Source organism: Paenibacillus xylanivorans, from assembly GCF_001280595.1.
Lineage (GTDB): Bacteria > Bacillota > Bacilli > Paenibacillales > Paenibacillaceae > Paenibacillus > Paenibacillus xylanivorans.
Genome location: NZ_LITU01000050.1, coordinates 20,003 through 46,408 on the forward strand (window position 1 = coordinate 20,003; position 26,406 = coordinate 46,408).

The 26,406-nt window shown below is 42.1% G+C and carries 25 protein-coding genes and 2 pseudogenes; 25 read left to right on the top strand and 2 right to left on the bottom strand.

Going from position 1 to position 26,406, the window contains the following annotated elements:
• Positions 1 to 214 precede the first annotated feature (214 nt).
• The 6 genes and pseudogenes from AMS66_RS07680 to AMS66_RS31655 form a co-directional block, all read left to right on the top strand.
• Positions 215 to 1,522, top strand: coding sequence for an ABC transporter substrate-binding protein (locus AMS66_RS07680; protein WP_053780233.1), 1,308 nt, complete (start codon positions 215 to 217; stop codon positions 1,520 to 1,522).
• 21 nt (positions 1,523 to 1,543) lie between these two features.
• Positions 1,544 to 2,950, top strand: coding sequence for an ABC transporter substrate-binding protein (locus tag AMS66_RS07685; protein ID WP_053780234.1), 1,407 nt, complete (start codon positions 1,544 to 1,546; stop codon positions 2,948 to 2,950).
• Positions 2,940 to 3,824: a carbohydrate ABC transporter permease gene (locus AMS66_RS07690; protein WP_144424441.1), complete on the top strand. Its 885-nt coding sequence runs from the start codon at positions 2,940 to 2,942 to the stop codon at positions 3,822 to 3,824. Before AMS66_RS07685 ends, AMS66_RS07690 begins: the two co-directional genes overlap by 11 nt.
• A gap of 28 nt (positions 3,825 to 3,852) precedes the next feature.
• Positions 3,853 to 4,728, top strand: coding sequence for a carbohydrate ABC transporter permease (locus tag AMS66_RS07695; RefSeq protein ID WP_053780542.1), 876 nt, complete (start codon positions 3,853 to 3,855; stop codon positions 4,726 to 4,728).
• 17 nt (positions 4,729 to 4,745) lie between these two features.
• A complete protein-coding gene (locus tag AMS66_RS07700; RefSeq protein WP_053780235.1) occupies positions 4,746 to 5,882 on the top strand; it encodes an efflux RND transporter periplasmic adaptor subunit in 1,137 nt (378 codons plus the stop codon).
• 15 nt (positions 5,883 to 5,897) lie between these two features.
• Positions 5,898 to 6,065: pseudogene (locus tag AMS66_RS31655) on the top strand (GNAT family N-acetyltransferase); the annotation flags it as partial.
• A 379-nt stretch (positions 6,066 to 6,444) separates the two neighbouring features.
• Here the strand turns inward: AMS66_RS31655 and AMS66_RS07705 are convergent.
• Positions 6,445 to 6,870 (bottom strand): hypothetical protein, encoded by a 426-nt coding sequence (locus tag AMS66_RS07705; protein WP_053780236.1) that lies wholly within the window; start codon positions 6,868 to 6,870, stop codon positions 6,445 to 6,447.
• A 480-nt stretch (positions 6,871 to 7,350) separates the two neighbouring features.
• Between AMS66_RS07705 and AMS66_RS31660 the strand changes: the two genes are divergently transcribed.
• The 16 genes and pseudogenes from AMS66_RS31660 (at position 7,351) to pyrH (ending at position 22,649) form a co-directional block, all read left to right on the top strand.
• Positions 7,351 to 7,599 (top strand): ATP-binding protein, encoded by a 249-nt coding sequence (locus tag AMS66_RS31660; RefSeq protein ID WP_407944530.1) that lies wholly within the window; start codon positions 7,351 to 7,353, stop codon positions 7,597 to 7,599.
• A 205-nt stretch (positions 7,600 to 7,804) separates the two neighbouring features.
• The gene (locus AMS66_RS07710; protein WP_053780237.1) at positions 7,805 to 8,608 is read left to right on the top strand and encodes an isoprenoid biosynthesis enzyme family protein; all 804 of its coding nucleotides are present in this window, start codon (positions 7,805 to 7,807) and stop codon (positions 8,606 to 8,608) included.
• 555 nt (positions 8,609 to 9,163) lie between these two features.
• Entirely contained in the window at positions 9,164 to 10,288 is a 1,125-nt protein-coding gene (locus AMS66_RS07715; RefSeq protein WP_053780238.1) for a GntR family transcriptional regulator, read from the top strand.
• A 690-nt stretch (positions 10,289 to 10,978) separates the two neighbouring features.
• A complete protein-coding gene (locus tag AMS66_RS07720; RefSeq protein WP_236703269.1) occupies positions 10,979 to 12,115 on the top strand; it encodes an ABC transporter substrate-binding protein in 1,137 nt (378 codons plus the stop codon).
• A gap of 70 nt (positions 12,116 to 12,185) precedes the next feature.
• On the top strand, positions 12,186 to 13,121 hold the full coding sequence (locus tag AMS66_RS07725; protein ID WP_053780240.1) for a carbohydrate ABC transporter permease: 936 nt from the start codon (positions 12,186 to 12,188) through the stop codon (positions 13,119 to 13,121).
• A 17-nt stretch (positions 13,122 to 13,138) separates the two neighbouring features.
• Positions 13,139 to 13,975: a carbohydrate ABC transporter permease gene (locus AMS66_RS07730; protein ID WP_053780241.1), complete on the top strand. Its 837-nt coding sequence runs from the start codon at positions 13,139 to 13,141 to the stop codon at positions 13,973 to 13,975.
• A gap of 395 nt (positions 13,976 to 14,370) precedes the next feature.
• Positions 14,371 to 14,805: a hotdog family protein gene (locus AMS66_RS07735; RefSeq protein WP_053780242.1), complete on the top strand. Its 435-nt coding sequence runs from the start codon at positions 14,371 to 14,373 to the stop codon at positions 14,803 to 14,805.
• A gap of 220 nt (positions 14,806 to 15,025) precedes the next feature.
• Positions 15,026 to 15,295, top strand: a complete 270-nt coding sequence (locus tag AMS66_RS34520; protein WP_330219300.1) for a hypothetical protein — start codon at positions 15,026 to 15,028, stop codon at positions 15,293 to 15,295.
• Positions 15,292 to 15,564 carry a GNAT family N-acetyltransferase gene (locus AMS66_RS34525; RefSeq protein ID WP_330219306.1) on the top strand — a complete coding sequence of 91 codons (273 nt, stop codon included), beginning with the start codon at positions 15,292 to 15,294 and terminating at the stop codon, positions 15,562 to 15,564. Before AMS66_RS34520 ends, AMS66_RS34525 begins: the two co-directional genes overlap by 4 nt.
• 286 nt (positions 15,565 to 15,850) lie before the next feature.
• Positions 15,851 to 16,576 carry a hypothetical protein gene (locus AMS66_RS07745; RefSeq protein ID WP_082350629.1) on the top strand — a complete coding sequence of 242 codons (726 nt, stop codon included), beginning with the start codon at positions 15,851 to 15,853 and terminating at the stop codon, positions 16,574 to 16,576.
• A gap of 184 nt (positions 16,577 to 16,760) precedes the next feature.
• Positions 16,761 to 17,345 (top strand): chloramphenicol phosphotransferase CPT family protein, encoded by a 585-nt coding sequence (locus AMS66_RS07750; RefSeq protein ID WP_053780244.1) that lies wholly within the window; start codon positions 16,761 to 16,763, stop codon positions 17,343 to 17,345.
• A 130-nt stretch (positions 17,346 to 17,475) separates the two neighbouring features.
• Positions 17,476 to 17,754 carry a hypothetical protein gene (locus AMS66_RS07755; RefSeq protein WP_053780245.1) on the top strand — a complete coding sequence of 93 codons (279 nt, stop codon included), beginning with the start codon at positions 17,476 to 17,478 and terminating at the stop codon, positions 17,752 to 17,754.
• 136 nt (positions 17,755 to 17,890) lie between these two features.
• A complete protein-coding gene (locus AMS66_RS07760; RefSeq protein WP_053780246.1) occupies positions 17,891 to 18,931 on the top strand; it encodes an ABC transporter substrate-binding protein in 1,041 nt (346 codons plus the stop codon).
• A 1-nt stretch (position 18,932) separates the two neighbouring features.
• Positions 18,933 to 19,709: a (2Fe-2S)-binding protein gene (locus AMS66_RS07765; protein ID WP_053780247.1), complete on the top strand. Its 777-nt coding sequence runs from the start codon at positions 18,933 to 18,935 to the stop codon at positions 19,707 to 19,709.
• 109 nt (positions 19,710 to 19,818) lie between these two features.
• Positions 19,819 to 21,540 (top strand): helix-turn-helix domain-containing protein, encoded by a 1,722-nt coding sequence (locus AMS66_RS07770; RefSeq protein WP_053780248.1) that lies wholly within the window; start codon positions 19,819 to 19,821, stop codon positions 21,538 to 21,540.
• Between the two features lie 372 nt (positions 21,541 to 21,912).
• A pseudogene (pyrH, locus tag AMS66_RS07775) lies at positions 21,913 to 22,649 on the top strand (UMP kinase).
• Between the two features lie 429 nt (positions 22,650 to 23,078).
• Here pyrH and AMS66_RS07780 read toward each other — a convergent pair.
• The gene (locus AMS66_RS07780; protein WP_053780249.1) at positions 23,079 to 23,564 is read right to left on the bottom strand and encodes a hypothetical protein; all 486 of its coding nucleotides are present in this window, start codon (positions 23,562 to 23,564) and stop codon (positions 23,079 to 23,081) included.
• A 179-nt stretch (positions 23,565 to 23,743) separates the two neighbouring features.
• Between AMS66_RS07780 and AMS66_RS07785 the strand changes: the two genes are divergently transcribed.
• The 3 genes from AMS66_RS07785 to AMS66_RS07800 all read left to right on the top strand — a co-directional run bounded on the left by AMS66_RS07785 (position 23,744) and on the right by AMS66_RS07800 (position 26,390).
• Positions 23,744 to 23,989: a hypothetical protein gene (locus AMS66_RS07785; protein WP_053780250.1), complete on the top strand. Its 246-nt coding sequence runs from the start codon at positions 23,744 to 23,746 to the stop codon at positions 23,987 to 23,989.
• 251 nt (positions 23,990 to 24,240) lie between these two features.
• Positions 24,241 to 24,846: a hypothetical protein gene (locus AMS66_RS07790; protein ID WP_053780251.1), complete on the top strand. Its 606-nt coding sequence runs from the start codon at positions 24,241 to 24,243 to the stop codon at positions 24,844 to 24,846.
• 584 nt (positions 24,847 to 25,430) lie between these two features.
• Positions 25,431 to 26,390, top strand: coding sequence for a hypothetical protein (locus tag AMS66_RS07800; RefSeq protein ID WP_053780253.1), 960 nt, complete (start codon positions 25,431 to 25,433; stop codon positions 26,388 to 26,390).
• The last annotated feature ends 16 nt before the right edge of the window (positions 26,391 to 26,406 follow it).

Here is a 26,406-nt window from a genome sequence, read left to right on the forward strand (position 1 = left end):
TTATCTCGCAAGAAAAACTTCCGCTAAATGAGGTCTGTCTTCTGAGAAAGTACGTCGATAGACGTTTTTCTTATGATCTAATGGCTGCCCACGCTGCTTAAGGAAGTTAACGGTAAAGAAAGGTGTGTCATTGATGAAGAAAATAGGCTGGATATGGATTTGTCTAATTCTCTGTCTCTCCGCCTGCAGTGGAGCTCAGGGAAACAAAGGCGAAATGGCAATGAAAGGAGCGACAGCGGCGCAAGACGGAAATACGAATGAAAGTGTGGATTCAAAAGGACATGTGAAGCTCGTGTTCTCGACTTTTTATCTGAGCAATCACATGCAGACGGCTGTGAAGAAGTATGAGAAGCTGCATCCCAATATCGAGATTGAGCTGCAGGCTGCACCCTCTGAGGGTAAGGATCTCGATGAGGTATATGCAAATATTGAAAAATTCGTTACCTCCTCGAACACATCCATCTTGGCCGGCAAAGGTCCCGACCTGATTGAGCTTGATATGCTCCCGGCAGATAAATATGTAAGCCGTCATCTGCTTGTCAATCTAAGCGACATGATGGAGAAGGATTCATCGCTTCAGAAGAAAGATTATTTCACCAACATCTTGGACAACTCGAAGATTGGCGGGGGACTTTACGGGATGCCGCTTTATTTCTCCCTTGCCGGTTTGATTGGCGATGAGGATGCCCTCGGAAAGAGCGGAGTCAAGATCGATGACAGCAGTTGGACATGGAGCGATTTTACGGATATTGCCAAGCAATTGACACAGAAAGGCGAGTACAAGAATGTGCTCATTAGCGAACCGCATTATATGCTGAGCGAGATGGTCGCTGAAAACTACCACCAGCTCGTCACAGAAGGAACCGGGAAAGCCAATTTCGATTCGGTGCGCTTTGCCGGGTTAATGCAGCAGATCAAAACGATGTTCGATGATGGCTTGCTTTACGACATGGTTACAGATGGCGGTGGCAGAGGCAGCGAAGCTGCCAGGAATGTGAAAGCTTATTTCAACGAAGAAACCATCAGTTCTCTCCGAGGGTATCTGTTGAACAATTTCACCGAGCATACCAAGCTGTATACCAAACCGCATCCGCAAGATGTGGGGGCTGGAGGATATTTTAAAAACTTCGGAATGATCGGGATTAACACAAGCTCGCCTCATAAGAAAGAAGCCTGGGATTTTATCAAATTTCTCATAGAGGATGAGGCGCAGTCTTATACCGATGTGTATGATCAAAGCCCTGGTTTTCCAATTAATAGAATTGCCTACGAAAAACAGCTGAAGCAGCTTAAAGACGAAGGAACGATTCACGAGGCTGATCTTCCTGCGGTCAAGGTTGACAATGCATCGCTGGACCAACTGGACGCCTATATTACGGGAGCCGTTCATTCCACTGAGAAACAGTCCAAGATTGATGAGATCATTTCCAATGAATCAAAGTCTTTCTTCAGCGGACAGAAATCAGCGGACAATGTCGCGAAACAAGTTCAGAACAAGATCAATCTATATCTCAACGAATGAAACGATGAGGAGAATCGTCATATGAAGAAAATCGGGTTAGGATTATTGGTTAGCTGTTTTATAGCTTTTTCTTTAACCGCTTGCAGCAGCGCTGGGGAAGCATCATCAGTGGGGAAAGGCAGCAACGAGGTATCCACAGAAAAAAACGACGGGGGGACAGTGAAGGGCACGACTCTGAATAATGATCCGAACTCAGGCGGCAAGAAGACTATCGTCTTTTCGATGTTTTTCCCAAATCAAGGGTTTCAAGAAGCTAAGATGAAGTATGAAAAGCTTCATCCGAACATCGAGATCAAGCTGGAGACGGCCTACACCGACGATGCGCATTCGGAGGCGGATGAGGAAAAGTTCGTAAAGAATATGAACACGGCAATGCTAGCTGGTAAAGGTCCCGATCTGCTCCAATCGGCAGAATATATGAATATTCTGCCTACTGATAACTACGTAAAGCATCATTTGCTGGTTGATCTCGGTGAATGGATGGACAAGGATTCGACTTTCCAAAAAGAAGATTATTTCGGCAATATCCTGGATAACTCTCGAATCGGTAAGGGACTTTACAGTATGCCTCTTGCTTTCTTTCTGGAAGGATTTGTCGGAGATGCGGATGCAATTAATAAAACCGGGATTCAGATTAACGACAAGACCTGGTCATGGAACGATTTTATAAATACCGCAAATCAGCTGGCTGCATCCAAGGGGTACCCTTCAGCCCTGGTATTCGGGGGACCCGAAAATCTGTTAGCAGAAATCACAATGGACAATTATTCCTTATTCGTGGATACAGCGGACCATAAAGCCAATTTCGACTCCGCCTCCTTCACCGGTCTGATGAACCAGGTGAAATCTATGTATGACGCTAAAATCGTCAGTATGGATGCTCGGACGAAGGCTTATTTCAGAACAATCCATATCAACTCTCCGTGGGACTATCTCGTATCTTCTAGGGAATACGGAGAGAACATGAAATTTTACATGAAGCCTCATGCTCAGGATACGACCGCCGGAGGCTATTTCAGGCCTTACGAAAGCATTTCCATGAACTCAAACTCCAACTTGAAGGCGGAAGCGTGGGATTTCATAAAATTCTTGATGTCCGAGGAAATAGAGTCGTCTTCCACCAAGGCCGGATTTCCAATCAATAAAAAGGCATTCGCCAAGAATATTCAGCAATTGAAGGATGAAGGTACGGTAAAAGCCTATGAGGAAGGGCCGTTGCACGGAATGGAGATCAAAGTCGATCAGGCCAAGCTGGATCAGCTCGAGAGCTTAGTGGGTGGGGCCAATCATCAAGTCGAGTACAAGTCCGCCAAGGTGCACGAGATGATCGTTAAAGAGTCCAAGGCTTTCTTTGCCGGACAGAAATCCGCAGATGACGTCGCAAAGCTCATCCAAAATAAAGTAACGACGTATCTAGATGAACAATAGAAGACGAATAAGGGGATGGTTACGCAAGGACGGGATAAAAGCTCTATGGTTCCTGGCTCCGAGCTTGATCGGCTTTGCGATATTTTATATCATCCCGTTCATCATGGGTATTTATGAATCGTTCACGGATAGCTCGCTTGGCGGAAAGTTTGTTGGCTTCGATAACTACAAGGAAGTGCTAAGTAGCGGCTCCTTCCATAAAGCATCTGCCAATACGCTGTTGTTTACCGGTATAAGCGTTCCGCTGCTTATCATGCTGTCACTGCTCCTGGCGATGCTGCTGAATCGATCCCTATATTTGCGAAATTGGCTTAGAACGTCGTTCGTCCTGCCGCTCGTCGTGCCGGTAGCGTCCATCGTTATGTTCTGGCAAATTCTCTTTGACTGGAACGGGACGCTCAATGCGTGGCTACATTATTTTCACAAGGAGCGGATCGACTGGATGCAGTCGGATTGGTCCATGGGCATCATGGTTATCATGTACATCTGGAAAAATCTCGGCTACAACATCATTTTATTTTTAGCCGGACTTCAGTCCATTCCGAAAGATTACTATGAAACGGCACAGATCGAGGGGGCGGGAAGAATGCGTCAGTTATTTCACATAACGTTGATCTATTTGACGCCGACTATGTTCTTTGTGATCCTCATTTCGATCATTAATTCTTTCAAGGTATTTCGGGAGACTTATCTGCTGGCAGGCGAATATCCATATGACCGCATCTACATGATGCAGCATTATATGAACAACATGTTCTTCTCCCTGGATATTCAGAAGCTGACGACTGCCGCCACGCTGATGGTTGGATGCATTGTCATTCTGGTCACCGGGCTGCTTAGCATCGAGCGAAGATTCCGAGAGCATTTGGAGTAGCCAGGGAGGGAGGAACAACATGAACTACATGAGCAAGATACCTTTTACCAAGCTAGCGCTGACGCTGCTGCTTGGCATCACAGCCATTGTGATGATTACACCAATCTTTCTGACGATAAGCAACTCGGTCATGACCGAGCAGGAAATCGGGCGGAACTACGACTTGCTCGGACAGATGATTGATGTTACGAAAGGCGGCAAAGATTCGTTCGTCAATCTGAAGTTAATCCCGGATTGGATATCATTTGGGCAGTATGCCGAGGTGATGGTTTTGTCCACCGAATTCCTCCGCATGTTCTGGAACTCAGCAATGATGGTCATTCCGATCGTGGCCGGACAGGCCGTCGTCGCTTCTTTAGCGGCTTATGCCTTCGCCAAGCTCAGATTTCCGGGAAGAAATCAGCTTTTCATGGTTTATTTGATGACGATGCTCATGCCGTTCCAAGTCACGCTGGTTCCGAACTATATGGTCATAGACAAACTTGGGCTGATGAATCATGCGTCAGCGATCATTCTGCCGGGCATCTTTGGAGCATTTGGCGTCTTTATGATGCGGCAATTTATGGCCCATATTCCCGGTGCGTATTCCGAAGCCGCGAAGATGGACGGTGGGGGACAATGGGTAATCTTCTGGCGGATCATTCTGCCGCTGGTAAAACCGGGTCTGGCCGCGCTGATCGTTCTGTTATTCGTCGATTACTGGAATATGATCGAGCAGCCGCTCATTTTTTTGCAGGATTCCTATAAACAGCCGCTATCCTTATACCTTGCCCAGATTAACAAAGAAGCAAGGGGCATCGGATTTGCCGCTTCGGCCCTGTACATGGCTCCCATGGTTTTATTATTCCTGTATGCGGAGTCCTACTTTATCGAAGGAATACAATTATCGGGCATTAAAGGCTAGTTTAGGAGTGAATGGCATTGGATGTTGAGATTTCCCAATCAAGAAAACGCAAAGTCCGGCTGATTGCAGGCCTGTTCATAGGTCTTCTTCTCCTGTTCACGTTTGCGGGTAATACCCTTCAGACCCTCACATTACCCAAGGTGATGACGGCGACGACCAGCAAGGGTTCGCTAGTTCATACTTACGAGAGCCGTGCGGTCGTCACCCCAAGCGAGGTGAGTGAATTGACCAATCCGGCCGGATGGAAAGTCGCAAAAGTGCGAGTTAAAAAAGGTGATGTCGTTCAACAAGATCAAGTGCTGATCGAATATGACGGCAAGGATATCAAACAGCAGCTTGCTGACGAACAGTCCGCATTGAAGAAGCTCCAATTGTCGATGGAGCAGCTGAAATACAATGTGATCCAAGCGATGCAGGGAGAAGACGAGGCTGCAAAAATCATTGCTGTCGCGGCGCTGGAATCGGCAAAAGTGGACGTATCTATCCAGCAGCAGCATATTCAGAATCTGAATGGTAATCTAACAGCCAACCGACAGCTCAAAGCGCCGTTTCGGGGCATCGTTACGGAAGTCGGCGCGATCGAAGGTTATAGCTCGACCGGCAAACCGGATATCACGATTTCAAATACCGCCAAGGGATATAAGTTTACGCTGTCGATCCCGACGCCTATCGCTTCGATGCTGATCGTAGGGGAAACGTTGAAGGATGTATCTCTTCTTGCTAAGGAAGGGGATCCAATCCCCCTGTCCGGCACGATCAGCAAGATTGATGCGTCATCCGGTTCTTCGGACAACCCTTTAAGCACTTCGGATGAGAAGATGCCCAGTTTAATGGATCAAGTGGAGATCGAGTTGAAAGACCCGGTCCTTCAAGGTGGGGAACAGGTGGATGTCAAAATAACGCAGTCAAAGAGCAGCGACGCGATCCTGGTTCCAAATCAAGCCATCCACAAGGATCAGGGAGGCACTTACGTATTCGCTCTGAGGGAAACGCAAGGCCCGCTCGGTAACGCATATTATGCTGTTCGCACGGATGTGCAGATTACGGATGAGAACGACAGTACAACAGCCGTAAGCGGGGGGATTTTCGAAGAGCAAGAGGTGATCGTGGACAGCAACGATCTGATCACGGACGGCACACGCGTCCACAAATAATTCCATAGAAAAAACGGTTACGGGCGATTAGTACTTCAGAAAGCTGTCGAATTCGCTAGGGAGAATGATTGTTATAAAGTCATGTTAATGACAAGTTCTAGAATGGAAGGAACTCATAGTTTTTATGAGAGCTGCGGATTTAAGAAAGGAGAGAAGATAGGATTTATAATAAAGATGATGTGAGAGTAACTCGAGGAAGCGGCGTCATCCTATAAAACCTTATTCACGCATCGGGGCTACCGCCCCTAGGTTGCCAGATGTATAATCATGGATGGAAGAAGCTCAGTCAACAAACGACCCAGCCTAAGATAAGAGCTATCTAAGGCTGGGTCGTTTCGTCAGGAATGCCAAACGTTATACGAAATCAGCGCAAGAAATTAATTGATGAATTAAACTAACGGGCAGTTATGCTTAGTGGAAATGAGCAAAAGCAGCCCATCCTTTGACAAGGAACGAACTGCTTATTACTTTTCTGTCTTTTTCCATCTTAGAGTAACTATTCCCTCTAAATTGAATTTTTTATAGCTATATCATTCAAGTTCTGAGAATTGTAAATATGGTATTAGGTTCTTGTTTTAACGGCTAACCCACTAAACGATATAGGCCCAACAACATCGGCTCTTGTATTTGCAGTAAGGTTTTCTGCTGTGACTGTGTAAACATGGGCACCTGCTATTACATTTCTATCTTCCGCCTGGAACGTAACTGCATAATTTTGTTCAGAACCAGCAGATTCGATACCTTGTTGGGTGTTGAAAATCTCTCTTCCATCGCGGAAGATTCTAAAGAGTATTTGCGCAATGCCAGTGACACCTCGAACACCCACAGTTGCTACTAAATCTACCCGATTAGGTTGAGAATTGACTGGAATCCGTAAAGTGATTGTTGCAAGGCGAGATCTTGCTGGTGAACGTCGGATAATAAATGAGTTTGCTAAGTTGAATCTACGGCGCGGCTGTACGGCAGCTTTATCGAGAATACGTACCAAAATATCAACTCCTCTTGTTTGATATCTCCAAGATATGTTGGACACAAAGAGAATGATTGGACAATTATGTAAGATATTTTGATTTGAATCAAATATATTATGAACAATGGTAAAGAGCAAATTACAGGTGATGGTGCATAATTGTAAGGGGACGATATTCGCGTTGTGGCCGTTGGCTCTTGATCTGCCAGCAGTTTTTTCGAAGAAGAGGAGTCAGGCAGATACATCCGTTCCCCTAAGATAGGAACTATCTAAGGGAAATGGACGTCGCGAATACGAGAACGTTATCTGAAAGATCGGCAAAAACCATAATAGAAATAGGAGAGAATTCAAGATAATCATGCTGAATTTATTAATGAGCATTACAAGAAACTTCGTCCTATAGAAGGTCCGAACACTTTAAAATTCTCTGTAACTGACGCAATTGTTAACTATGCTACGGAGCAAAGCAATTGCCACATTATCTTAAGTAACTCTAATTTGAATAACTCAGGAAGAGCAAAAGTTCTCCGATATTTTCATAATAAAGGATTTAAAAGTATTATTGTTTATTTTGATTTACCCAATGATTTACTGAAAGATCGTGTTATACGCACCCAAAGAAGCAAAGCTATATTTAGAAGTGCATCAAGCTTTTTGGAAGTATTGGAGATTATCATTAAGGACCCCAATAATACAGCGGGAATTATTCAACAAATAATAGCAATCACTGGTACTAGAATTCGATAAAGGCCGATCCTTCAGATAACATTATATCCATGCTGCGGGGCTTACGCCCCTTAGTCGTCCGATGTATAATTGTGGTAGATAATCGGACGACACACGAGCCGACCTGAGATAGGAGCTATCTAAGGCCGGCTCCCATCGTGAATACAAAGACGTTATGTGAAACTTTGGAAAGACGAAAAAAAAATTAATAAAGGAGATTACCTAAATGTGTACTAGTTTCGCTGTTCATTTAGACAAGACATTTATTGGTATGAACTTCGACATTTCTCGAAGACCAATCAAAATTGTTTTGATTGGTGAAGATCAACTATTAGTTCTTCAGAATGATGATGGACAATTTTATCCAGCATTCGGTTTGAATAGTAGTGGTACATTCATGAACTTATTAATGGTCGATCCAATTGAAGAAGGCAAATATAGACGTGGAAAGAATTGCGTACATATTATGAAATTGTTTGATGAAATTCTTTCAGGGCGGATTGAGTTATCTCAATTAAGTGAATATTTAACCAATAACGTAATTGTTAATGTCCCGAGTCATAGTGTCCACAGTTTGATAGCCGGGAGAAATAGGAAGACATTTATTGTTGAGCCTGGAAGAAAGAACATTGATATTAACTCTTCCGATAGTGACTTCATGGTACTAACTAATTTTCCTGTATCGGATAATTCCGATAATGAATATAAGAATGTTAAAGGTCCAGGAAATGATAGATATATAAAGGCCTACGAAGTCATTACAAATAACAAAGAAACATTTAATATCGCAACAGGCGTTAACTTGCTTAAGGATACTGCTCAGCAAAGTGGGGATTATCCAACCCAATTTTCACTTATATTTGTTCCAGAAGAAAGTAAAGTTCATTTTACTCTGAATGGAGATTTTACAAAGATCTTTGAATTCTCATTTATCAATAAGCAGATTCAGAGTATTGAAGGTTTTACAAGCAATAATAGTCTTAAACTTACCAAAAAAGGTGTATTACTTTCAGAACTTGAAGATTGGTAATGACTGTACAGATATAGGAAGATTTCGAGAGTTATTCAATGAAGTCCGAAGCATCACATAAGACCATATTCATGCTTAGGGCCATTCGGCCCTGGGTCAGTCAGAAGCATTTTCAAAGAGAATTAAACAGGCAGACACATCGATCCCCCTAAGATAAGAGCTATCTAAGGGGGATCGACGTCGTGAATACAAGAACGTTATACGACAGATCGGCTCCAAAGACTTGTAAGTGATTCAACCGCAACGTCCTGTTGCTAGATGTTCCACATAATTCTGAAAGGGGATTCTAAAATGTATCTTTCTGAATTAGAAGTGGGTATTTTATCAAAAGACCAAATACATAGAATTTTATTTGGAGATATTAGTGATGATGGAGAATATTGAGATTGCGTGTTTGTTCCTTCAGGTAACACAAGTAATGAGATCCATTCCGCTGACATAGTAGACTTGGAAAACTCCATGCCACAGAAGTTCGTCGGTAATCTGAGTAACTTTGCGAATTACTTCTTGTGTAATATACTTAGTATACTAATATTATGATGTCAGGGTGGTTTTGTGGAATTGCATTTATACGAGCAGATATATATCTATATTGTACAAGAGATTAAAGAAGGTCGATTAAAAGAAGGAGACCGAGTCTCTTCTGAAAAAGAGTTGGCTGAAAAATTTGGCGTCAGTCGTATTACATCTAAAAAGGCTCTGGAGAAATTGGCGGATTCTGGGGTTATCAAACGAATGCAAGGAAAAGGTTCATTTGTGGCCGATGGTATAATTGGAGGACAAGAACCGAAGCAATATTCAGAGGTAAGAACGACCTTGGTTCCTGAGGATGACAAGCGGTTAATCGGGTTTATTATACCCAATTTCTCTGACGAATTTGGCCTACAACTTCTTAGATCGATGGAAAAGCGGAGTGCTGAGCATAATTATCAACTCATTATCAAGCGAACTTGCGGGGATCGGGATGAGGAAAAACGCGCGATCGACTTATTTATTGGTTTGGGCATCAAAGGATTAATCGTGACCCCCATTCATGGTCAACACTATAATTCGGAGCTGCTTCGACTTGTATTAGATCGGTTTCCAATTGTTTTGGTCGATAGATATCTAAAAGGAATTCCGGTTTGTTCGGTATACACAGACAATAAGAAAGCAGCCATGGATCTTACGCGTCATCTAATTAGCAAAGGTCATAAAAAAATTGCCTTTTTATCTCCGCCGGAAGAGAACACTTCAACATTGGAGGAAAGGCTGCTCGGATATACGTTGGCCTTCACCCAAGAAGGAATGAACTTGAACAAAGATTATGTATTGACGAACTTGAAGGGCACCCTTCCCATGAACATAAACGGAACAGCGATTGAAAGTGATAAAGAAACAGTAAAGCATTTTTTGAAACAACACCCTGATGTAAAGGCGTTTGTCGCGTCGGAATTTCTAATAGCTACCATGCTGGCTCAGGTCATCAACTCGATGGGGAAATCTCTGGAGGAATTCGAGATTGTTTGTTTCGACTCCCTGAACGATCACCTGGGTCAGCCCATCTTCACTCATATTAAGCAGGATGAGAAGCAGATGGGTGAATTGGCAGTGGATATGCTAATCTCTCAGTTGCATGGAACAGCAGTTCCCGAGCTGAACATTATTGAACATCGTATGGTCGTGAAAAATAACAGGTAGGGTTAATACAAGCGCAGCTCAACAAAAGCAAGGATATTGTTCAAAGTGTCGAGAAGCCCCCAGGGGCTTATCGGCACTTTTTTTTGATATCAGAAATATAAACTTCGAAGCAAAGGACCTTCCTGATATCGCAAGAAAAACTTCTTCTAGACGAGGCTGTCTTCTGTGAAGTATGTCGCTAGACATTTTTCTTATGGTAAAGCTTGTTTCACATCAGAGAATTGGTTTGGAGACCGGAGATTAACGAACCTCGAAGCGTCTATTTATATCTAATTATAGCCATACAGGCATGAACATTTATGTCGTAATATTGCAATTGACATGCTTCGTAATGTCATATTAATATACTTAGTATAACTAGTGGGTTTCTATAACCAATTCACTTCGTTCATCATTTTCTGTTTTTAATGATTCATATCATCAATATTGTTAGCGCTTACATAAATTATGAATTTATCAGAAAATGAAGTGGATTCTATAGGAATTCAAGTTAAGCTAATTCATTTAACTTAAGGGGGACTTTGAATGAGGAGATCCAAAAAATTCGCGTTTCCAATTCTTGCTTACTTTCTGGCTATGTTACTTCTTCTAACCGCTTGCTCAACGAAGGAAGGCTCAGGCGATCAGGCCGGAGAGGGGAAAACAACGGTTACGATGTGGCATGGTCTTACCTCAATTGATTTAGATAATATGAATAAAGTCGTGAAGGCATTTGAGGAGAAAAACCCTACCATCAAAATGAAATTAGTTTATACAGAATCCAGCGAGGGATCCGATCAGAAGCTGCTGACTGCAGTCGCAGGCGGCAATCCTCCTGACGTTGCACTTTTCGACCGGTTTAAGGTCGGTACTTGGGCTGCGCAAGGTTCTCTGACTGACTTATCCTCGATGGCAGCAGAATCCGGAATTCGTAAGGAAATGTATTATCCATTTGCTTGGGAGGAGTCCAGTTATCAAGGAAAGCTTTATGCAATGCCGATGGATACGGACTCTCGCCTGCTATTTTACAATAAGGATCATTTCAAAGAAGTAGGGCTGGATCCCAACAAACCACCACAAACGATCGCCGAGCTTGAAGCGGCCGCCGAAAAGTTAACCATCAAGGAAGGTAAACGTTTCAAACGGATCGGGTTCATCCCATGGTATTCGCAAGGCTGGCTGTATACTTGGGGATGGGCATTTGGAGGAGAATTCAAGGACGCTGCCACCGGCAAAATTACCGCAAATGATCCTAAAGTCGTTGAAGCGCTACAATGGATGACCGACTTCGGCAAAAAATACAATGTCGAGGATATTGCCGGATTCACAAGCGCAGCTGGCACGGAGGAAATGGATCCGTTCATTTCCGGTCAAATCAGCATGAAGATAACTGGAAACTTTACGGTGAAGGGTATCGAAAAATTTAAGCCGGATTTAAATTACGGTGTTGCACCAATACCGACCCCAACAGGTACTAATTTTACGACATGGTCGGGAGGCGGGTCCGCTATTATCCCTAAAGGCGCCAAGAACGTCGCTGCTGCTTGGAAATTCCTCGAATTCTTAGGGAAAGAAGAGGGGCAAACGTTATTAAACGCTGACTCTCAAATTTCCGTTATCGATTCGGTTAACGACAAATACGGTTACAAGGACGATCCGATTATGAAGGAATTTATTAATATTTTGCCCAATTCACACAACCGCCCTGTTATTCCTGAAGGACAGCTGTTGTGGAATGAGTTAGCTTCCGCTACGGAAAAGGCTACCCGCGGTAACGGTACTCCGAAAGAGAACCTGGATAGAGTAACAGAGACTGTTAATAAGGCTTTAGAAAAATACGACAAATAGGGTGCTCGGTAGGCAGGGAGCGAACTCTCTCCTTGCCTATTAATGAATGACAATTGGAAGGAGAATGCACATGGCGAAACTAGCCGATTCAGTTCAAGTAAACGCAATTCCATCGGCAAGGAAACGAGCACTCCGCAGAACTAACGTAATTGGGTGGTTGTTTGCTTCACCTTGGGCTATAGGGCTGCTATGCTTTTATGCAATTCCGATGCTAATGTCCATCTACTTCAGCTTCACTACTTACAGTATTCTGCAGCCTGGTGAATTTGTCGGAATGAGTAATTATATAGATCTATTTCATGATCCTTTGTTTTGGAAATCCATATACAACACGATCTATTTCACCGTATTTTTTGTTCCATTAAGTATATTTTTCGGTGTGGCACTCGCTATGATGTTGAATATGAAGGTCAAGGGGATGGCTATATTCAGAACGATCTTTTTCTTGCCTACACTTGTTCCACAAGTGGCTTTGGCTGTTCTGTGGATGTGGTTGTTACATCCAAACTTCGGATTGGTGAACGGGATGTTAGCGAATATCGGTATCGATGGGCCTTCTTGGCTTGGTGGTGAGTCGTGGTCCAAGCCTTCGCTCATCTTGATGTCGCTTTGGGGTATTGGGCAAGCCGTCGTCATCTACCTTGCTGGATTAGGAGACATCCCTGATGAGTACTATGAAGCAGCACAAATCGATGGAGCTAACTGGTTTCAGAAAACGAGAAGGGTAACCCTGCCTTTGCTCACTCCCGTTATTTTCTATAACCTTGTCATGGGAATGATCGGTGCATTCCAACAGTTTACTCTTCCCTATACGTTGACCAAAGGGCAAGGAACTCCTGCAAATTCCATGACTTTTTACGTCATGTACTTATATGAGAACGGATTCAGGTATTTCAAAATGGGTTATGCCTCCGCAATGGCCTGGATCTTATTTATTATAGTAATGGCATTAACCGGAATTATTTTTATTACGTCTAAACGCTGGGTTCATTATCAAGGGAAATAAGGAGGAGGAAGTAAGGGATGAATCCTATCGCTATCAAAAGAATCAATCGTGCGTTAGCCTATTTATGTCTAATTGTTGCTTCTGCATTTTTCATGATCCCGTTCATTTGGCTGCTTTCGACTTCTCTTAAACCACTCACACAAATCTTTACATTCCCACCAGAGTGGATTCCGCATCCATTTTTGTGGAGTAATTATTCCCGTGCCGTTGAGTATATCCCTTTCTGGACATATCTGAAAAACACGGCGATTATAACCATCGTTAGTACGCTTGGTGTGATCATATCCTGTCCCTTGGTTGCATATAGTTTTGCCAAGTTAGAGTACCGTGGGAGAGGTATACTTTTCTTTGTTACCCTCGCTGTTATGATGATTCCCGGACAGGTGACGATGATTCCTCTATTCCTGTTGTTTACTAAATTAGGTTGGGTAGGAACATCTCTTCCCCTGATTGTACCCCAATTTTTTGGAGTGCCAATTTACATTTTTCTGTTGCGGCAGTTTTTCATGGGACTGCCTGATGCCCTGCGCGAAGCGGCCCGCTTAGACGGCGCTAGTGAGTTCCGCATATATTTACAGATCATGTTTCCACTAGCCAAATCCGCCGTTTTAGCCGTGGCATTGTTTCAATTTATGGGGAGCTGGACTGATTTCATGGGCCCCTTGCTCTATTTAACCAATGAACCATCTTACACGGTTTCGCTCGGATTGCAGCAATTTCAGAGCCAAAAGGGATCCGAATGGGGTCTATTAATGGCCGTATCCACCTTGATGACATTACCTATTATTGTTTTGTTCTTTTTTCTTCAAAAGACGTTTATTAGCGGCATTACATTTAGCGGTATAAAAGGTTGAACATCATTTGTATGAATTAAGCTCCAGCGATGCGGAACCCCAATGTTAGGACGGACCAAGGCAGAGATGGGATGCTGGATTTGATTAAACGTAAGGGGATTTTTATGTAGGTAATGATTGATAAGTCCGTTGGAAAAAAGTTAATAAGCAAATAGGCAGCGCTGTGTAAAGCAGAAGCTGCCTTTTTGCGTACCAATGCATTCTGCATAATAATGAGGCTCGCGGGCAGATGGAACGTTAGTTTATAGCCTCTGGACCGACTCATAAGAAGCAACCTGTAGGAGATGGAGGATTAGCCCTCTCTTCGTCTAATAATATATATGGGAACATTAAGCGAATTCGTAGAAAAGACGTTATCTGAAATTATTGCAATTTATAAAAAAGGAGTCTCTTAAATGATTAATATTCAAGATATTCTGCCTCATAGGTATCCATTTTTGTTAATTGATAAAGTACTGGAAGTCGAAAAAAACAAATGGGCTAAGGGATATAAAAATGTTTCAAATAATGAGTGGTATATGAATGAACGGAATGCTGTTATTCCTAGTACATTGATAATAGAGGCTTTGGCTCAGTTAGGTGCTTTTGCAGTCATTTCAGAAGAGAATGGTGTAGGATTTCTTTCTTCACTTAAAGGGATTGAAGTGATTGGTCAAGCATTTTCGGGAGATCGGATAGATTTATACTATGAGATCATTAAAAACAAGCGTGGATTTGTAGTGGGAAGAGGAGTAGCCTCGGTAGGAAATCAAGTAATTATAAATGCAGAAGAAATCATGATATATTTACAACCTGCTATTAAGCAATCCGAAGAAAACAACAACTTGTGATAACAGAGGATTCATGCTGCGGGCTGACGCCCTTGGTACCGGCCAGAGGTAATTCAGTTAAGCAGAATCTGCCGGACACATCTGACTTTGTCGGATGCCATGAATACAAGAACGTTATAAGGAATCACTCTAAATAATATAAATCAGTAATTGTATGTTGCAATTTGTTTCTATACTTTTATAACAAATTAGTTCAACTAAAAAAAATTAGGGGATGATTATGTTGCAGATCAGAGAAGCTACGATTAATGACGCTGAAGGAATTGCAAAAGTTCATGTGGATAGTTGGAGAACTACATACAAGGGTATTATTCCAGAGGAATTCTTAACCAATCTATCATATAAACAAAGAACTGAATTATGGATTGAAAATATCGGGAAAATAGACAATTTTGTGATATTAGCAGAGAACACAAAAGGGGAAATCATGGGATTTGCAGATTGTTGGAAGAGAGAGAGACAAATACGGTACCCGACTCAGGTGATTTGACTTCGATTTACATACTTAAGGAATATCAAGGGATAGGATTAGGGAAGGAATTACTTAAAAGTATGTTTTTTCGATTCAGTTCATTGGGTTATCAGAAGATATTTGTTAATGTTCTAGAGGATAACAAGGCTCGCTATTTTTATGAGTATTATGGTGCTCACTTGTGTAAATCAGTTCAAATAAAAATTGGAGGAAAAGTCCTTAATGAATTAATTTATGAATGGGATAACATTGACGGAGTATTAGCAAGGTTAACTAAAACTAATTAAAAAATTGATTGTATTTCCATGGAGTCGATGACATCTCATAACAATATATTCATGCTTCAGGGTATTCGCCCCTCGGCCCGGCTGTTTTCATTTTAGAATTTTACTTTATTTCGACTATACATATATCTGAAGATAATTGTAAATTAATTGTACAAGACTATTAAACATACAAACAATAAAACTAAGTTCAGAGAGGAACCATTGGGGTTAGAGCAGATAAGGATCAAGATTACGGAAGAATGGAGAGAGTGGTAACTTGGTTGAACAGAGAGAGGGAATGGTACAAATGGATCAACAGGAGTATGGGCGCTATTTGTTAGCATTGAGCGGAGAAGAAATAGAACCAGATGATGATATGGAGGTCGAAGCAGATCATCTCTACGGTTTTTTTCAAGGGTTCATGCCATCTGGAACAGGTGTGGAACGTGTGTTTGAGCCGATTCCGGACGGCCAACGTTTTTTGGATAGAATACGTCCGATCTATGAGATGTTGAATCCTGAGGACTTCGCCGGCGAATATGTGCCAGGTTATTTCAACGGTGGAAATGAGGATGCTTCCGAAGGAACGTTGCGTGGTCTGGGGGAGGAGCTAATTAAAAGATTGAAGAGCCTGTTCTCCATGGTGCCCGAGAAAGATGAAGAGGCGGACTCAGCGAAGGAAGCAATCCGGGCTTTGGCATGTGTAAAGGAGGTCGTCGTATTGCCGCCGGGTGAAATTGGCAAGTTAGAGCAAAGACTGATTCAAGGAACGGATGAAGAAGATAGCGAGGTCGTTTACGAAGCGCTCGGAGAGCTCATCCGTTCACGTAGCGATTACAGCGAAAATATCGAGCTATTGAACGAAGCATTCTATTCCATAGCTTGCGATTATTGGGTAGCCTATTATTTACAATGGCCCCGCTATCAAGATTTACAGGAGGCGGAAGACTGCCTGTATCCTTACTTTGAACTATACCGTTATGGCTATAATCTTCATTGGACTCAAAATAAGCTATTCATTGGCAGACGTTAATAACCGCTACGATTGTTTTGACCGAACTTCTTAAAAGGATACGAAGTAATAGGGAGGATGTTCGTTGTCAGTTAGAACACCATGGTATGAGCACAATTAAGTGACTTACAGGCCAGCTCGGACTCAGTAAAACAACAACGTGATCTGAAAGGTACTGCCAATTTTATAGATAAGGGTGATTAATGTGGAGCAAGGACTCATTATATTTTTGAACGGAACGTCAAGTTCGGGGAAGACGAGCATCGCGATGGAATTGAAAAATCAGGGAGAGGTTCCGTTTCATCATCTGTCTGTAGATCAATTTGCCCAAAATTATGATCAGTTTATCGACAATACATACCCAGATATGAAACCAACAAGAGAAGTGGAACCCCATGTGATGACAGATATCCTGTTCGACCCCATCATCTCGTTGTACTATGCAACCATCAAACTGTTTTCGGAAATGGGTTTGAATGTCATCGTGGATACGGTCATCAGCAATGACAAGTGGTTTAACGGTTTTTATGATCTGCTTTCGGATTATCCGATATTGTTTGTAGGTGTACACTGCTCGAAAGAAGAACTCACCAGAAGAGAGCAGAGCAGAGGAGATCGTGCGATTGGACTCGCCCATTCCCAGTTCGACAGCGTCTATGTCTATGATGAATATGATCTTGAAGTTAATACGGAAGAGCTTAGCTCAGCTGAATGTGCGGAAAAGATATTAAGTTATATGAATTCCGAGCAGAAATACTCGGCATTTAAGAAATTAAGTAGAAGAGACTGAAGGAGATTAGTAAATTAAACGATTAAAGATTATCATTGGAAAAATCCAAAAGCATTGGAAGGTTGTCTGATTCCCCATGGGAAGAAGGAGGGCCTTTCTTTTTTTGCACAATTGAAAGGGGGAGAACTCTATGAGTCCAGAAGATCATATCCAACACATGTTACAGGCAATCATCGAGAAAACACAATCCATCATCAACGATAGTCATAAGCAATCCTTCGGCTCGTTGAAGTATTTCTTAGAGCATATTATAGAGTACCGAGATAAACAGCAATACCTGTCTAACGAATGGCATATCCGCACACCGCGCTGGCTAGGGGAGTATGGAAATACGCCGGAGGAAGAAGAGCTTCTTTCAGACATTTACCGACTGCAAGCGTATATCGCTGAGAAATTAAAGGGCGGATAAGCGGCTGGTGATGTCGCATTAGTCCGGCTCAAATGTCGCAAAAGTACATGGTAACGCGATGCGGAGATCGTTTATACTCTCTTTATGTTTCGATAATGAAAATCATTATCAGTATTATACATAAGGGGGATTCATCATGAATCAAGGAACAGAGAGGCAAGCAGCCGGAAGCAAGGCATATGCTGCCCACAAATCACGACTATTAGTGGGCTGGATGCTGGCCCTTATTCTTGTACTGACGGCTTGCGGTGCCGGAGCAGGTACAGATAGCGGCAAGGAACCTGCGGCAACGCCAACGGAGACACCCTCGAATGCAGAATCTCAGACTGCCGGAGCTTTCCCTGTAACGATTAAACACATGAAGGGTGAGCTGACGCTAAACGAAAAACCAAATAAAGTTGCGGTGCTTGATGTCAAATTTCTGGATCAAATGTTAGCTGTTGGCGAGAAGCCGGCTGGCAGTGTTATCGCTGGAGGCAATACGAATTTTCCAGAATACTTAGGCGACCAGCCGAGTGACGTACAAGTTCTGGGTACACGGGACGAGCCCAATCTGGAAGCGATTGTAGCGTTGGACCCGGATCTGATCATCATGACAGATTTCCAGGAGAAACAGTATGAGAGTGTAAGCAAAATTGCACCTACCCTTGTACTCGACTTCTACGAAGATTGGCGTGATACGTTAGCCACAGTCGCTAAGATTACAGACAAGCAGGACGAGGCAGAGACGGTGCGTCAGGCTTATGAGGAGAAAGTCGCTGGACTGAAGGCACAGCTGACAGAGAAAATGGGGGATGAGACAGTCGCTCTGATTCGTCCGCGTAAAGAAGGTATCCGTGTCCATGGCATCGAGCACCGCACAGGCGGCATTCTGTATCAGGATTTGGGCTTGAACATGCCTGCGCTCGTTCAGGAGATCAAAGATGATACCTCCGTTGAAATCTCGATGGAGAAGGTTCCTGAGATTGGGGCAGATCGTTATTTTGTACTGTCGGATGAGCTGTTTGCCGCAGAGGCAGAGGCTATGGCGAGCAATCAAGTATGGAAATCCCTTGACGCAGTGAAAGATAACCGTGCATATGATGTGAATTCGACACTATGGATCGCTTATTACGGACCTCTTGCGATTAATCTTATTGTAGATCAGGCATCGGAAGCTCTGCTCGGATCGAATTAATATGACCCATTATCTCTCGACAGACTTATGGAAAGAGACCGCGGAGGATCATTCGATTTTGCTTGGTGAGCCGCCTGAACATAGTGTCCGTACCATTGCTCTAAGTGAACTGCATGACGAAGCGGCATGCCGAGAGTATATCAGCTGGTTTCAGGAGTACATCGATGCCCCTGACATGAAGGTTGCCGCTTCGATGTTAGCCAAGCGACTTGGTTATCTGTGGACGGCTCCGCTGGTGACCGCGATGACTTTTCATCATCAGCATGTTACCTTTCAGTTGGAGAACAGCTTTCTCTATCATCCGACGCTCTCAGATCATGAAGGGAGGACGCGATTTCCTTTTCTATCGGTGAACGGGCTTCAGGCAGAAGGACTAATGGGAGACAGGGCAGCGTGGCGGGAAAAGGTGGTCGAGGAGATGTTTGCGGTACAGCTTACACCGCTGTTAAAGATGCTTGCTGCCATTGCTCCACTTTCAATGAGTATCCTCTGGGAGAATATCATGGTACGCATTGGGCCACTGTATAAGCTTGAAGCTGAAGAGGCAGAGTGGGAAAGTGAGCACATCCAGGCAGACTTTTCATATCTGACACAAGTGGCGTCCGGGCAAGTATTCGGTGTGAGAAAGAATCCGTTGACCCGTTTCACCGATTGTAAGGACAATGTTCCCGTTGCGAAAAGCGAGCGGATCACCTGTTGTTTTTACTATCAGATGTCAGGGGAATATTGCAGAAAATGTCCGAAAATTGACAATGAGAATAAATCTCAATTAAAATGACAGCAGCAACAATTTTACCTTTGCTATGGGCCTGTTTGTATATTTATGATTTAAGCCTAATCAGGTGATTCAATATAGTAAAGGATGCTATTGTCAGGAGATGAGAGAAATGCTGCTGCAAGAACAGACAAGTCTATGGAGTGATACGACGATCAAGATGCTTGACGGGTATAGCGGTACTTTGCAGACAGGCAGTGTTCTTAGCGAAACAGAATTAGATTCAAATGTGTTGCTGCTGGCATGCGGAGGGGAAGGGGAGCTTGCAATGAATGGTGAGCTATGCCACATTGGAGCTTCTTTTGCTGGTCATGTGGTTAAGGGCACAACCTTCACGCTGACGGCCAGATCAGAGGACATTCATTATATGGTGATCATGTACAAAGCTTCTTCCATGGAGGGAGCCTCTCTTGTTGTGCCTTCGTATCGTAAACACCCGCTGCAAACTACGTTTGTTCAGAATCCGTTGACCCAAGCGGAATGGATCGAGAATGCGGAAAAAATCGTTGCCAAATGGCGTCGTGGCGAAGGGCTGGAACGTTTTCACGCCAATGCGTTGCTCCAGGTGATGATCTACGAACTGATCATGGAGTTTGAATGTGGTCAAGGCGGAGCAGAATCCGACATGGTGGATGTTGTCGTGTCATATATATCATCGCATTATCGTCAGAATCTGGAGCTTAAAGAGCTGGCAGCCCTTGCCGGTTGCAGTGTAAGACAGCTGCAGCGACGATTCAAACAGGAGAAAGAGCTCGGACCAATGGAATACGTCATTCATCTGCGCATGGAGAGTGCCTCGCGAATGCTGCGTCATACGGATGTTTCTATCGGCGAAATTGCTGATAAAATGGGCTATCGCGACATGTATTATTTCAGCAGGGCGTTTAAGAAATATTATGGGGTCCCACCGCTGCATTACCGGCTTGCGGCCGCTTCGAGAACGGATACAGACTATGCTCATTCCTTGCTGCGGAATCGTACATCTTCTTCGTATGAGTCGGCCCAAGGGCCTGTGATATGCCATATGCGAGGGGAATATCTTGTCACCGAATTACCACAGCGTATCGCTGTACTCGATGTACAATATGCCGATCACCTGCTTGCGCTTGGGTTGCCTCCAACAGGAAGTGTAGGAGTGGGAAGTGCAGTGTTAACGTTCCCTCAATCGCTCCGGGCAGGACTTCAGCATACCGAATTGCTGGGCACGTATGAATACCCTGATCTGCTTGCGGTGGAGCGACTATCTCCGGATCTGATTATTTGCACCGAGGTGCATGATCAGCACGTTGAACGGCTAAGCCGGGTCGCTCCAGTGCTCATGTTTAAGCGTAATGAGAGCTGGCAGACCATTCTGAGCGTGTTCGGTGAATTGACAGGCAAGCGAGCAGAGGCCAAGCAGATTATCGCGGATTATCACCGACGAACCGCATTACTGTCCGAAGAACTTGCTCCCGTACTGGCAGGCAAGAGTGTGGCACTGATCCGTCCACTGGATTCTCTCGTTCGTGTACATTCTGCCGTGCATCGTACAGGTGCTGTGTTGTACCGTGATCTGGGTCTGCCTGTTCCTTTATTTGTCGCAGATACCTCCGACACAGCCTATCATATTTCCGTTGACAGACTACCGGCTGTACATGCCAGCCACTATTTTTTGCTTAGCAATGAAATGATGCAGGAGGAAATATCCGCAACAGAGCAGCGTGTCTGGGGGATGCTCGATGCGAGTAAGCGCCAGCACATACACTCGGTTGATGCCGCAACATGGATCGGCTGTTATGGACCGACAGGCATTAATGGCATTGTGGATCAGATTGAACAGGCGTTGTTGGCTTGAGGGGTTATGATTTTTTTGTTGTTTGTAAAGGTATACCTTTACAGAAAGTAGAGAACAGGAAAATTATATTAGGATGATGAGTTCCTCATTAAGCTAAAGGGCAGTATAGCGGCAAGGTAGCTCTTTGATACGGCTCATCGTAAATCATTCTATAACTTATTGAAATTGCTTGCAGATTTAATATTGACGGTAATTGCAATTTAGCCTCACGTAATGTAAAATTACTTAACGGAAAAACATGGAAGGGGTGGGGGTATGAGGTGGAAACGGAAGACTTACATTCAGTCGACTTGCGTAATTTCATATTTCCATTCCATTAGGACACTAAAGCATTTATTGCTTTAGTGTTTTTATTTTATGGGGGTGTAATAATTGTCAAGGTACAAAAGGGTTCTCGTTAAGCTAAGTGGTGGAGCAGTAGCAGGAAACTCTGAATTTGGTTTTGAGCCAGAAAGGTTAGACCATATTGCGGATGAAATTATGTCAAAATAAATTTAGGCGTTGAAGTATCGTTAGTTATAGGTGGGGGTAACATTTTCAGAGGTAATATGGCGGAAAGCTGGGGGATAGAAAGGGCAGAAGCTGATAACATTGGGACGCTTGCGACTGTAGTAAATAGTTTAATGCTTCGTGGAGTTCTTAAAGCCAAGACCAAAAAGGAAGTACGAGTAATGACGGCAATACCTATTACTTCAGTTGCAGAACCATACATCCGTCTAAGAGCAATCCACCATCTAGAAAAAGGCTATATTGTAATTTTTGCAGGGGGGAACGGTCAACCTTACGTTACAACAGACTATCCTTCAGTACAAAGAGCCATCGAGGTTAATTGTGACGCTTTATTAGTTGCAAAGCAAGGTGTTGATGGTGTTCTTAATGCAGACCCTAAATTTGATAAAAATGCAAAGAAATTTCGTTCGCTTCATTACAACGACGTTTTAGAACACAACTTAAAGGTAATGGACCAATCAGCTTTCATTTTGGCAAGAGACTACAATTTGCCAATGCATGTGTTTAACTTCGATAAACCAGGTTCGATGAAAGAAATCTGTGAGGGTAAGAATAATGGTACGATAATTAGTGGCGAATCAATTTTAGAGTTGGAATGAAGTATGTTAGAAATACTACTCTCCCTTGATTTAGCGGAACGATAGTTCCACAAAAGAAAAGTTCTATTCAAAATCCCACTCGGCCATGGAGTGGGATTTTGTTTATATTGATATGTATATCTTGTGATCAAAAGATACTTTATGTTTTGATTCATTACGGTGATCCGTATCATAGGTAGAAGTACAGAACATTACGCTAACGGGAAACGTTAGCTTAATGCTCAAAGAATCAACGTGATCAACTGCGGTTTACAACTAACGGATGACAATAGGGATCGTTGCAGAAATGTTAACGATCCTTTTTTGTATTCCTTTAGGGATGGTATATACTCCAGAAAATACGGACAAAAAAAGCCCTAAAGGGCTACTTCCATAATTGTCGTAATAAACTTTTCCTAGGACTCTCACTGGTAAAAGAAATTATTTCCTTTAACTTTCCCTTGTAGGAGTATGAGTAGCAACTTTCCATTTACCTTCCTCATAGGTTAATGTTATTTTTGCAGAGAGCGCCCCCTCATTGGCACGATACTTACTGACCTCTATGGCAATGTTATTATCTGATTGCTTCTCCTGCTTTTCAATTTTCAGTAAAATCCCTTTAAGCGTGCTTTCAGACTGTTCAGATAGTCCTTCTTCAATCAATTCTTCATAGGTTAGGTTATAAATTTTTACGTTATATTTGCTGTGAAGGTAATCCTCAATGCTTTTCTTATCAGAATCCTTTAATGGAAGTCCTTTATCGAAATCCAATGAGATATACTCCATGTTTTCATTAAGAGCCGTATCTGTTGAAATTAATTCCTCCAACGCCACACGATAAGGTTCACCTAGTTCATTCTGCTGACTAGAGCCAGTAACACCATCTGCGCAAGCTGATAGTAAAAATAACGCTACAACACTGAGAATGAAATACAATGTCTTTACTTTTATGACAATCCTCTCCTTGGTACTTGTTACCTAAATCAACGTAATGATAACCAGAAATGTTGCATTTTAGTTTAAAAAGCAACCCAATTAGGGCTGCTTTTTTTTGTACGCGTCCAAGTTAAATATTAGGTTTAGTCTTTGATACACCTGAATTTGGGACTATCGTTATGGGGGCTAACGAAGAGTTGGATGAACTCCTTCCTTCAATAATCAAAGAGATGATCGGTGACCAGATTATCATAAAAAAAACGGACGGGGAAGAGCAAGTGTTTGGAGTTGTTTCTACTCAAATTAATCATTCTATAGCCGGCAAAAAGAATATCGGTATATGTTTGGGGAAAGAGATATCCCCAGACGTAATATCTGCTGGTTCAATCGTCTACTGTTATTCATCAGGACAAATTGATCAGTAGTGCAGGCTTAGGTAAAGATGAATCCCATAAAACCCTGCATATATTCAGTGTATTCAAAGCCTATTGGATCCGTATGGATAAGGGTTTGAGAAAACTAATAAATATCCCTTATTGCCAATTTACCTTCTTAAATGTAACAATATGGGTTATTATATACGTAGTTCAGGACTAGTAGATGGGAGATGTTGTATTTGTGAAATACAAAAATCAGATATTATATGAATTCAATTACATGATTACGAGGTGATTCAATGAGAAAAAATATAGCAATAATCATACTGATGGTTGGATTGATAATAAGCATGTACTTCAACTATCAATTCAAAGCGTACAAAGACAATCAAAAAGTTGATTACACGGTTAAACTAAATCATGGAACTCAAATTGGTATAAAAGAATCAATTCAGAATTTAGATTATGTGATAAAAGGCTTAGAGGACAATTCTTCGAAGGAAACAGTCATATACACATTAGGAAATCTGGCAGTATCTTTGAAAGTGGGTGAAGAATCATTCGTCTTTCTGAATTCCGACTTTAGGGAAGATCAATTATCATCAACCAATTTAATCTATAATGTGTTTAGAGATATGTATACGTATATAAGAGTAGAAATCATAGGTGAAATTTTATCGAATAAGATATCGCTAGAAAAAGAGTCGAGAAATCAACTTATTAAGGATATAGGAGTGCTTAAGCAAGATTTGGAGTATATTGATAGTCAATTTAACGAGGATATTCTGAAAGAACAGAGTCCTAAGTGGATTGAAAATAAATGGAAAGCGTTAATTGGAGAGATTGTAAATAGAAATTCGGATTTTAAGTTATATGAAAGAATTAAAATGAAATACAATCTATAAGTAGTATGTGGAAGGCAACTTCCATCTAAATAACAACATATCTATGGTTTAGGCTGAGGACATATCTACAACACTCTAAACATAAAAATAATTGGTTTAGTGAGTGTGAAATTCGCTAATAGAGAGTATTTTTCACCCAAGTATCGGACCTTAGGAAGAGCATTCCTCTTAGGTTTTTTTTATATATTAATGTCCATATATGCAAAAGCCTTGTCTACCATGTTTACAGACCTTGTTTAATTGCTTCTGAAAGAAGAAAATGTGATGGAAAAACAGAAAGAGCAAACGATTCACGTCATTGAAACAATCGAACGATCTATGATGGCCCAATCGGCGAAAAGCCGACTGAGGCACCGACGAAAGAGATCACCTTTTATAAATTTTAATCACCTTATTTTGGTCAATCAACAGGTGTGGTATGAAATGGTAGTATTCTTGAGAAATAAATAGTATTAACTAATATTTTCCGTTTATTTGAATATACAAGAAAGAATTAGGTGGTATTATTAACTTTGCATACTTCCCTATATTATAATATATTGGAAATGTCATGAAAATATTATACATTATACGGAGGTTATTCCATGAAAAAAAAATTCAGTAAATTGTTGGCATTATCTTTAAGTAGTTTACTACTATTTTCAGCTAGCAGTGTTGTTTCAGCGTCAGACATTAATGCTTCAGTTAATGATGGTAATTCTGTTCTTCTTCAATCTGGGTGGACACAAAGCGAAATTGATGATCTTTTAACACCAGAAGAAGTAGCAAAATATGCAAATGGTACATTAGTTGATGCGACAACTCATTATGTAAAGCAAATTGTATCAACTAACACTGAAAATAATTACTCATCGTCGATTACAGACTCTACAACTCTGCCTACTCCAATTGCAGGAACTGAAAAACTTGTCTCTATGAGCAAAGAAGATTTTTACAGAGAGATTGCAGAATCCAACGAGGCTGAGGAGAATTCAGCAAATTTAATTAACCCACAAGCAACCTCTAAAAATGTATCCTATACAACAAGTGATGGATACATGAAATATACTATGGAGACTTATAAATTAGGTACAAATAAATATCAGTTAAATTTAAGATTTGAATGGGTAAAGAATCCTTCTCAAAGAGGTATTGATATCATGGCACTTGCTCATGGTCCACAACTAGTTCAGTCTGGGACGCAGAGTGATGTTACTTTCACTGCAAAGCATGATGCAATAATAAACGGAAAATCATATCCTGAATACCCAATTGCTAGTGACTCAGTAGTTGTAAATCCGGGTGGGACAGCAATTACATTCAAACTCCCAACTACATCTCTTAATTATCAAGTAAATAATATTAGAGGCTACATGAGTTATGGAGGGCAAAAAGGGAACACTAGTGATGTAACAGTTGGGATTCATGGATATTATAAACATAAAGTGCGTTCACTTAATGTAGCTCCTACAGTAACAATTCCAGGTGGTCCTTCGTTAACGATATCTTCTGAAAGTACTTATGAAACGGAAAGCCCAACACCGTATTTCTCATTCAATCTTTAATATGTTATTATGAGGC

Excerpts from the sequence above, each read along its gene's own strand:
- AMS66_RS07685 (WP_053780234.1), top strand. The coding sequence starts at position 1,544 with ATGAAGAAAATCGGGTTAGGATTATTGGTTAGCTGTTTTATAGCTTTT.
- AMS66_RS07760 (WP_053780246.1), top strand. The coding sequence starts at position 17,891 with ATGAATCAAGGAACAGAGAGGCAAGCAGCCGGAAGCAAGGCATATGCT.
- AMS66_RS07765 (WP_053780247.1), top strand. The coding sequence starts at position 18,933 with ATGACCCATTATCTCTCGACAGACTTATGGAAAGAGACCGCGGAGGAT.
- AMS66_RS07800 (WP_053780253.1), top strand. The coding sequence starts at position 25,431 with ATGAAAAAAAAATTCAGTAAATTGTTGGCATTATCTTTAAGTAGTTTA.
- AMS66_RS07785 (WP_053780250.1), top strand. The coding sequence starts at position 23,744 with ATGGGGGCTAACGAAGAGTTGGATGAACTCCTTCCTTCAATAATCAAA.
- AMS66_RS07790 (WP_053780251.1), top strand. The coding sequence starts at position 24,241 with ATGAGAAAAAATATAGCAATAATCATACTGATGGTTGGATTGATAATA.
- AMS66_RS07710 (WP_053780237.1), top strand. The coding sequence starts at position 7,805 with ATGTGTACTAGTTTCGCTGTTCATTTAGACAAGACATTTATTGGTATG.
- AMS66_RS07730 (WP_053780241.1), top strand. The coding sequence starts at position 13,139 with ATGAATCCTATCGCTATCAAAAGAATCAATCGTGCGTTAGCCTATTTA.
- AMS66_RS07680 (WP_053780233.1), top strand. The coding sequence starts at position 215 with ATGGCAATGAAAGGAGCGACAGCGGCGCAAGACGGAAATACGAATGAA.
- AMS66_RS07695 (WP_053780542.1), top strand. The coding sequence starts at position 3,853 with ATGAGCAAGATACCTTTTACCAAGCTAGCGCTGACGCTGCTGCTTGGC.
- AMS66_RS07745 (WP_082350629.1), top strand. The coding sequence starts at position 15,851 with ATGGATCAACAGGAGTATGGGCGCTATTTGTTAGCATTGAGCGGAGAA.
- AMS66_RS07755 (WP_053780245.1), top strand. The coding sequence starts at position 17,476 with ATGAGTCCAGAAGATCATATCCAACACATGTTACAGGCAATCATCGAG.
- AMS66_RS07690 (WP_144424441.1), top strand. The coding sequence starts at position 2,940 with ATGAACAATAGAAGACGAATAAGGGGATGGTTACGCAAGGACGGGATA.
- AMS66_RS07770 (WP_053780248.1), top strand. The coding sequence starts at position 19,819 with ATGCTGCTGCAAGAACAGACAAGTCTATGGAGTGATACGACGATCAAG.
- AMS66_RS07725 (WP_053780240.1), top strand. The coding sequence starts at position 12,186 with ATGGCGAAACTAGCCGATTCAGTTCAAGTAAACGCAATTCCATCGGCA.
- AMS66_RS07720 (WP_236703269.1), top strand. The coding sequence starts at position 10,979 with ATGAATAAAGTCGTGAAGGCATTTGAGGAGAAAAACCCTACCATCAAA.
- AMS66_RS34520 (WP_330219300.1), top strand. The coding sequence starts at position 15,026 with ATGTTGCAGATCAGAGAAGCTACGATTAATGACGCTGAAGGAATTGCA.
- AMS66_RS07735 (WP_053780242.1), top strand. The coding sequence starts at position 14,371 with ATGATTAATATTCAAGATATTCTGCCTCATAGGTATCCATTTTTGTTA.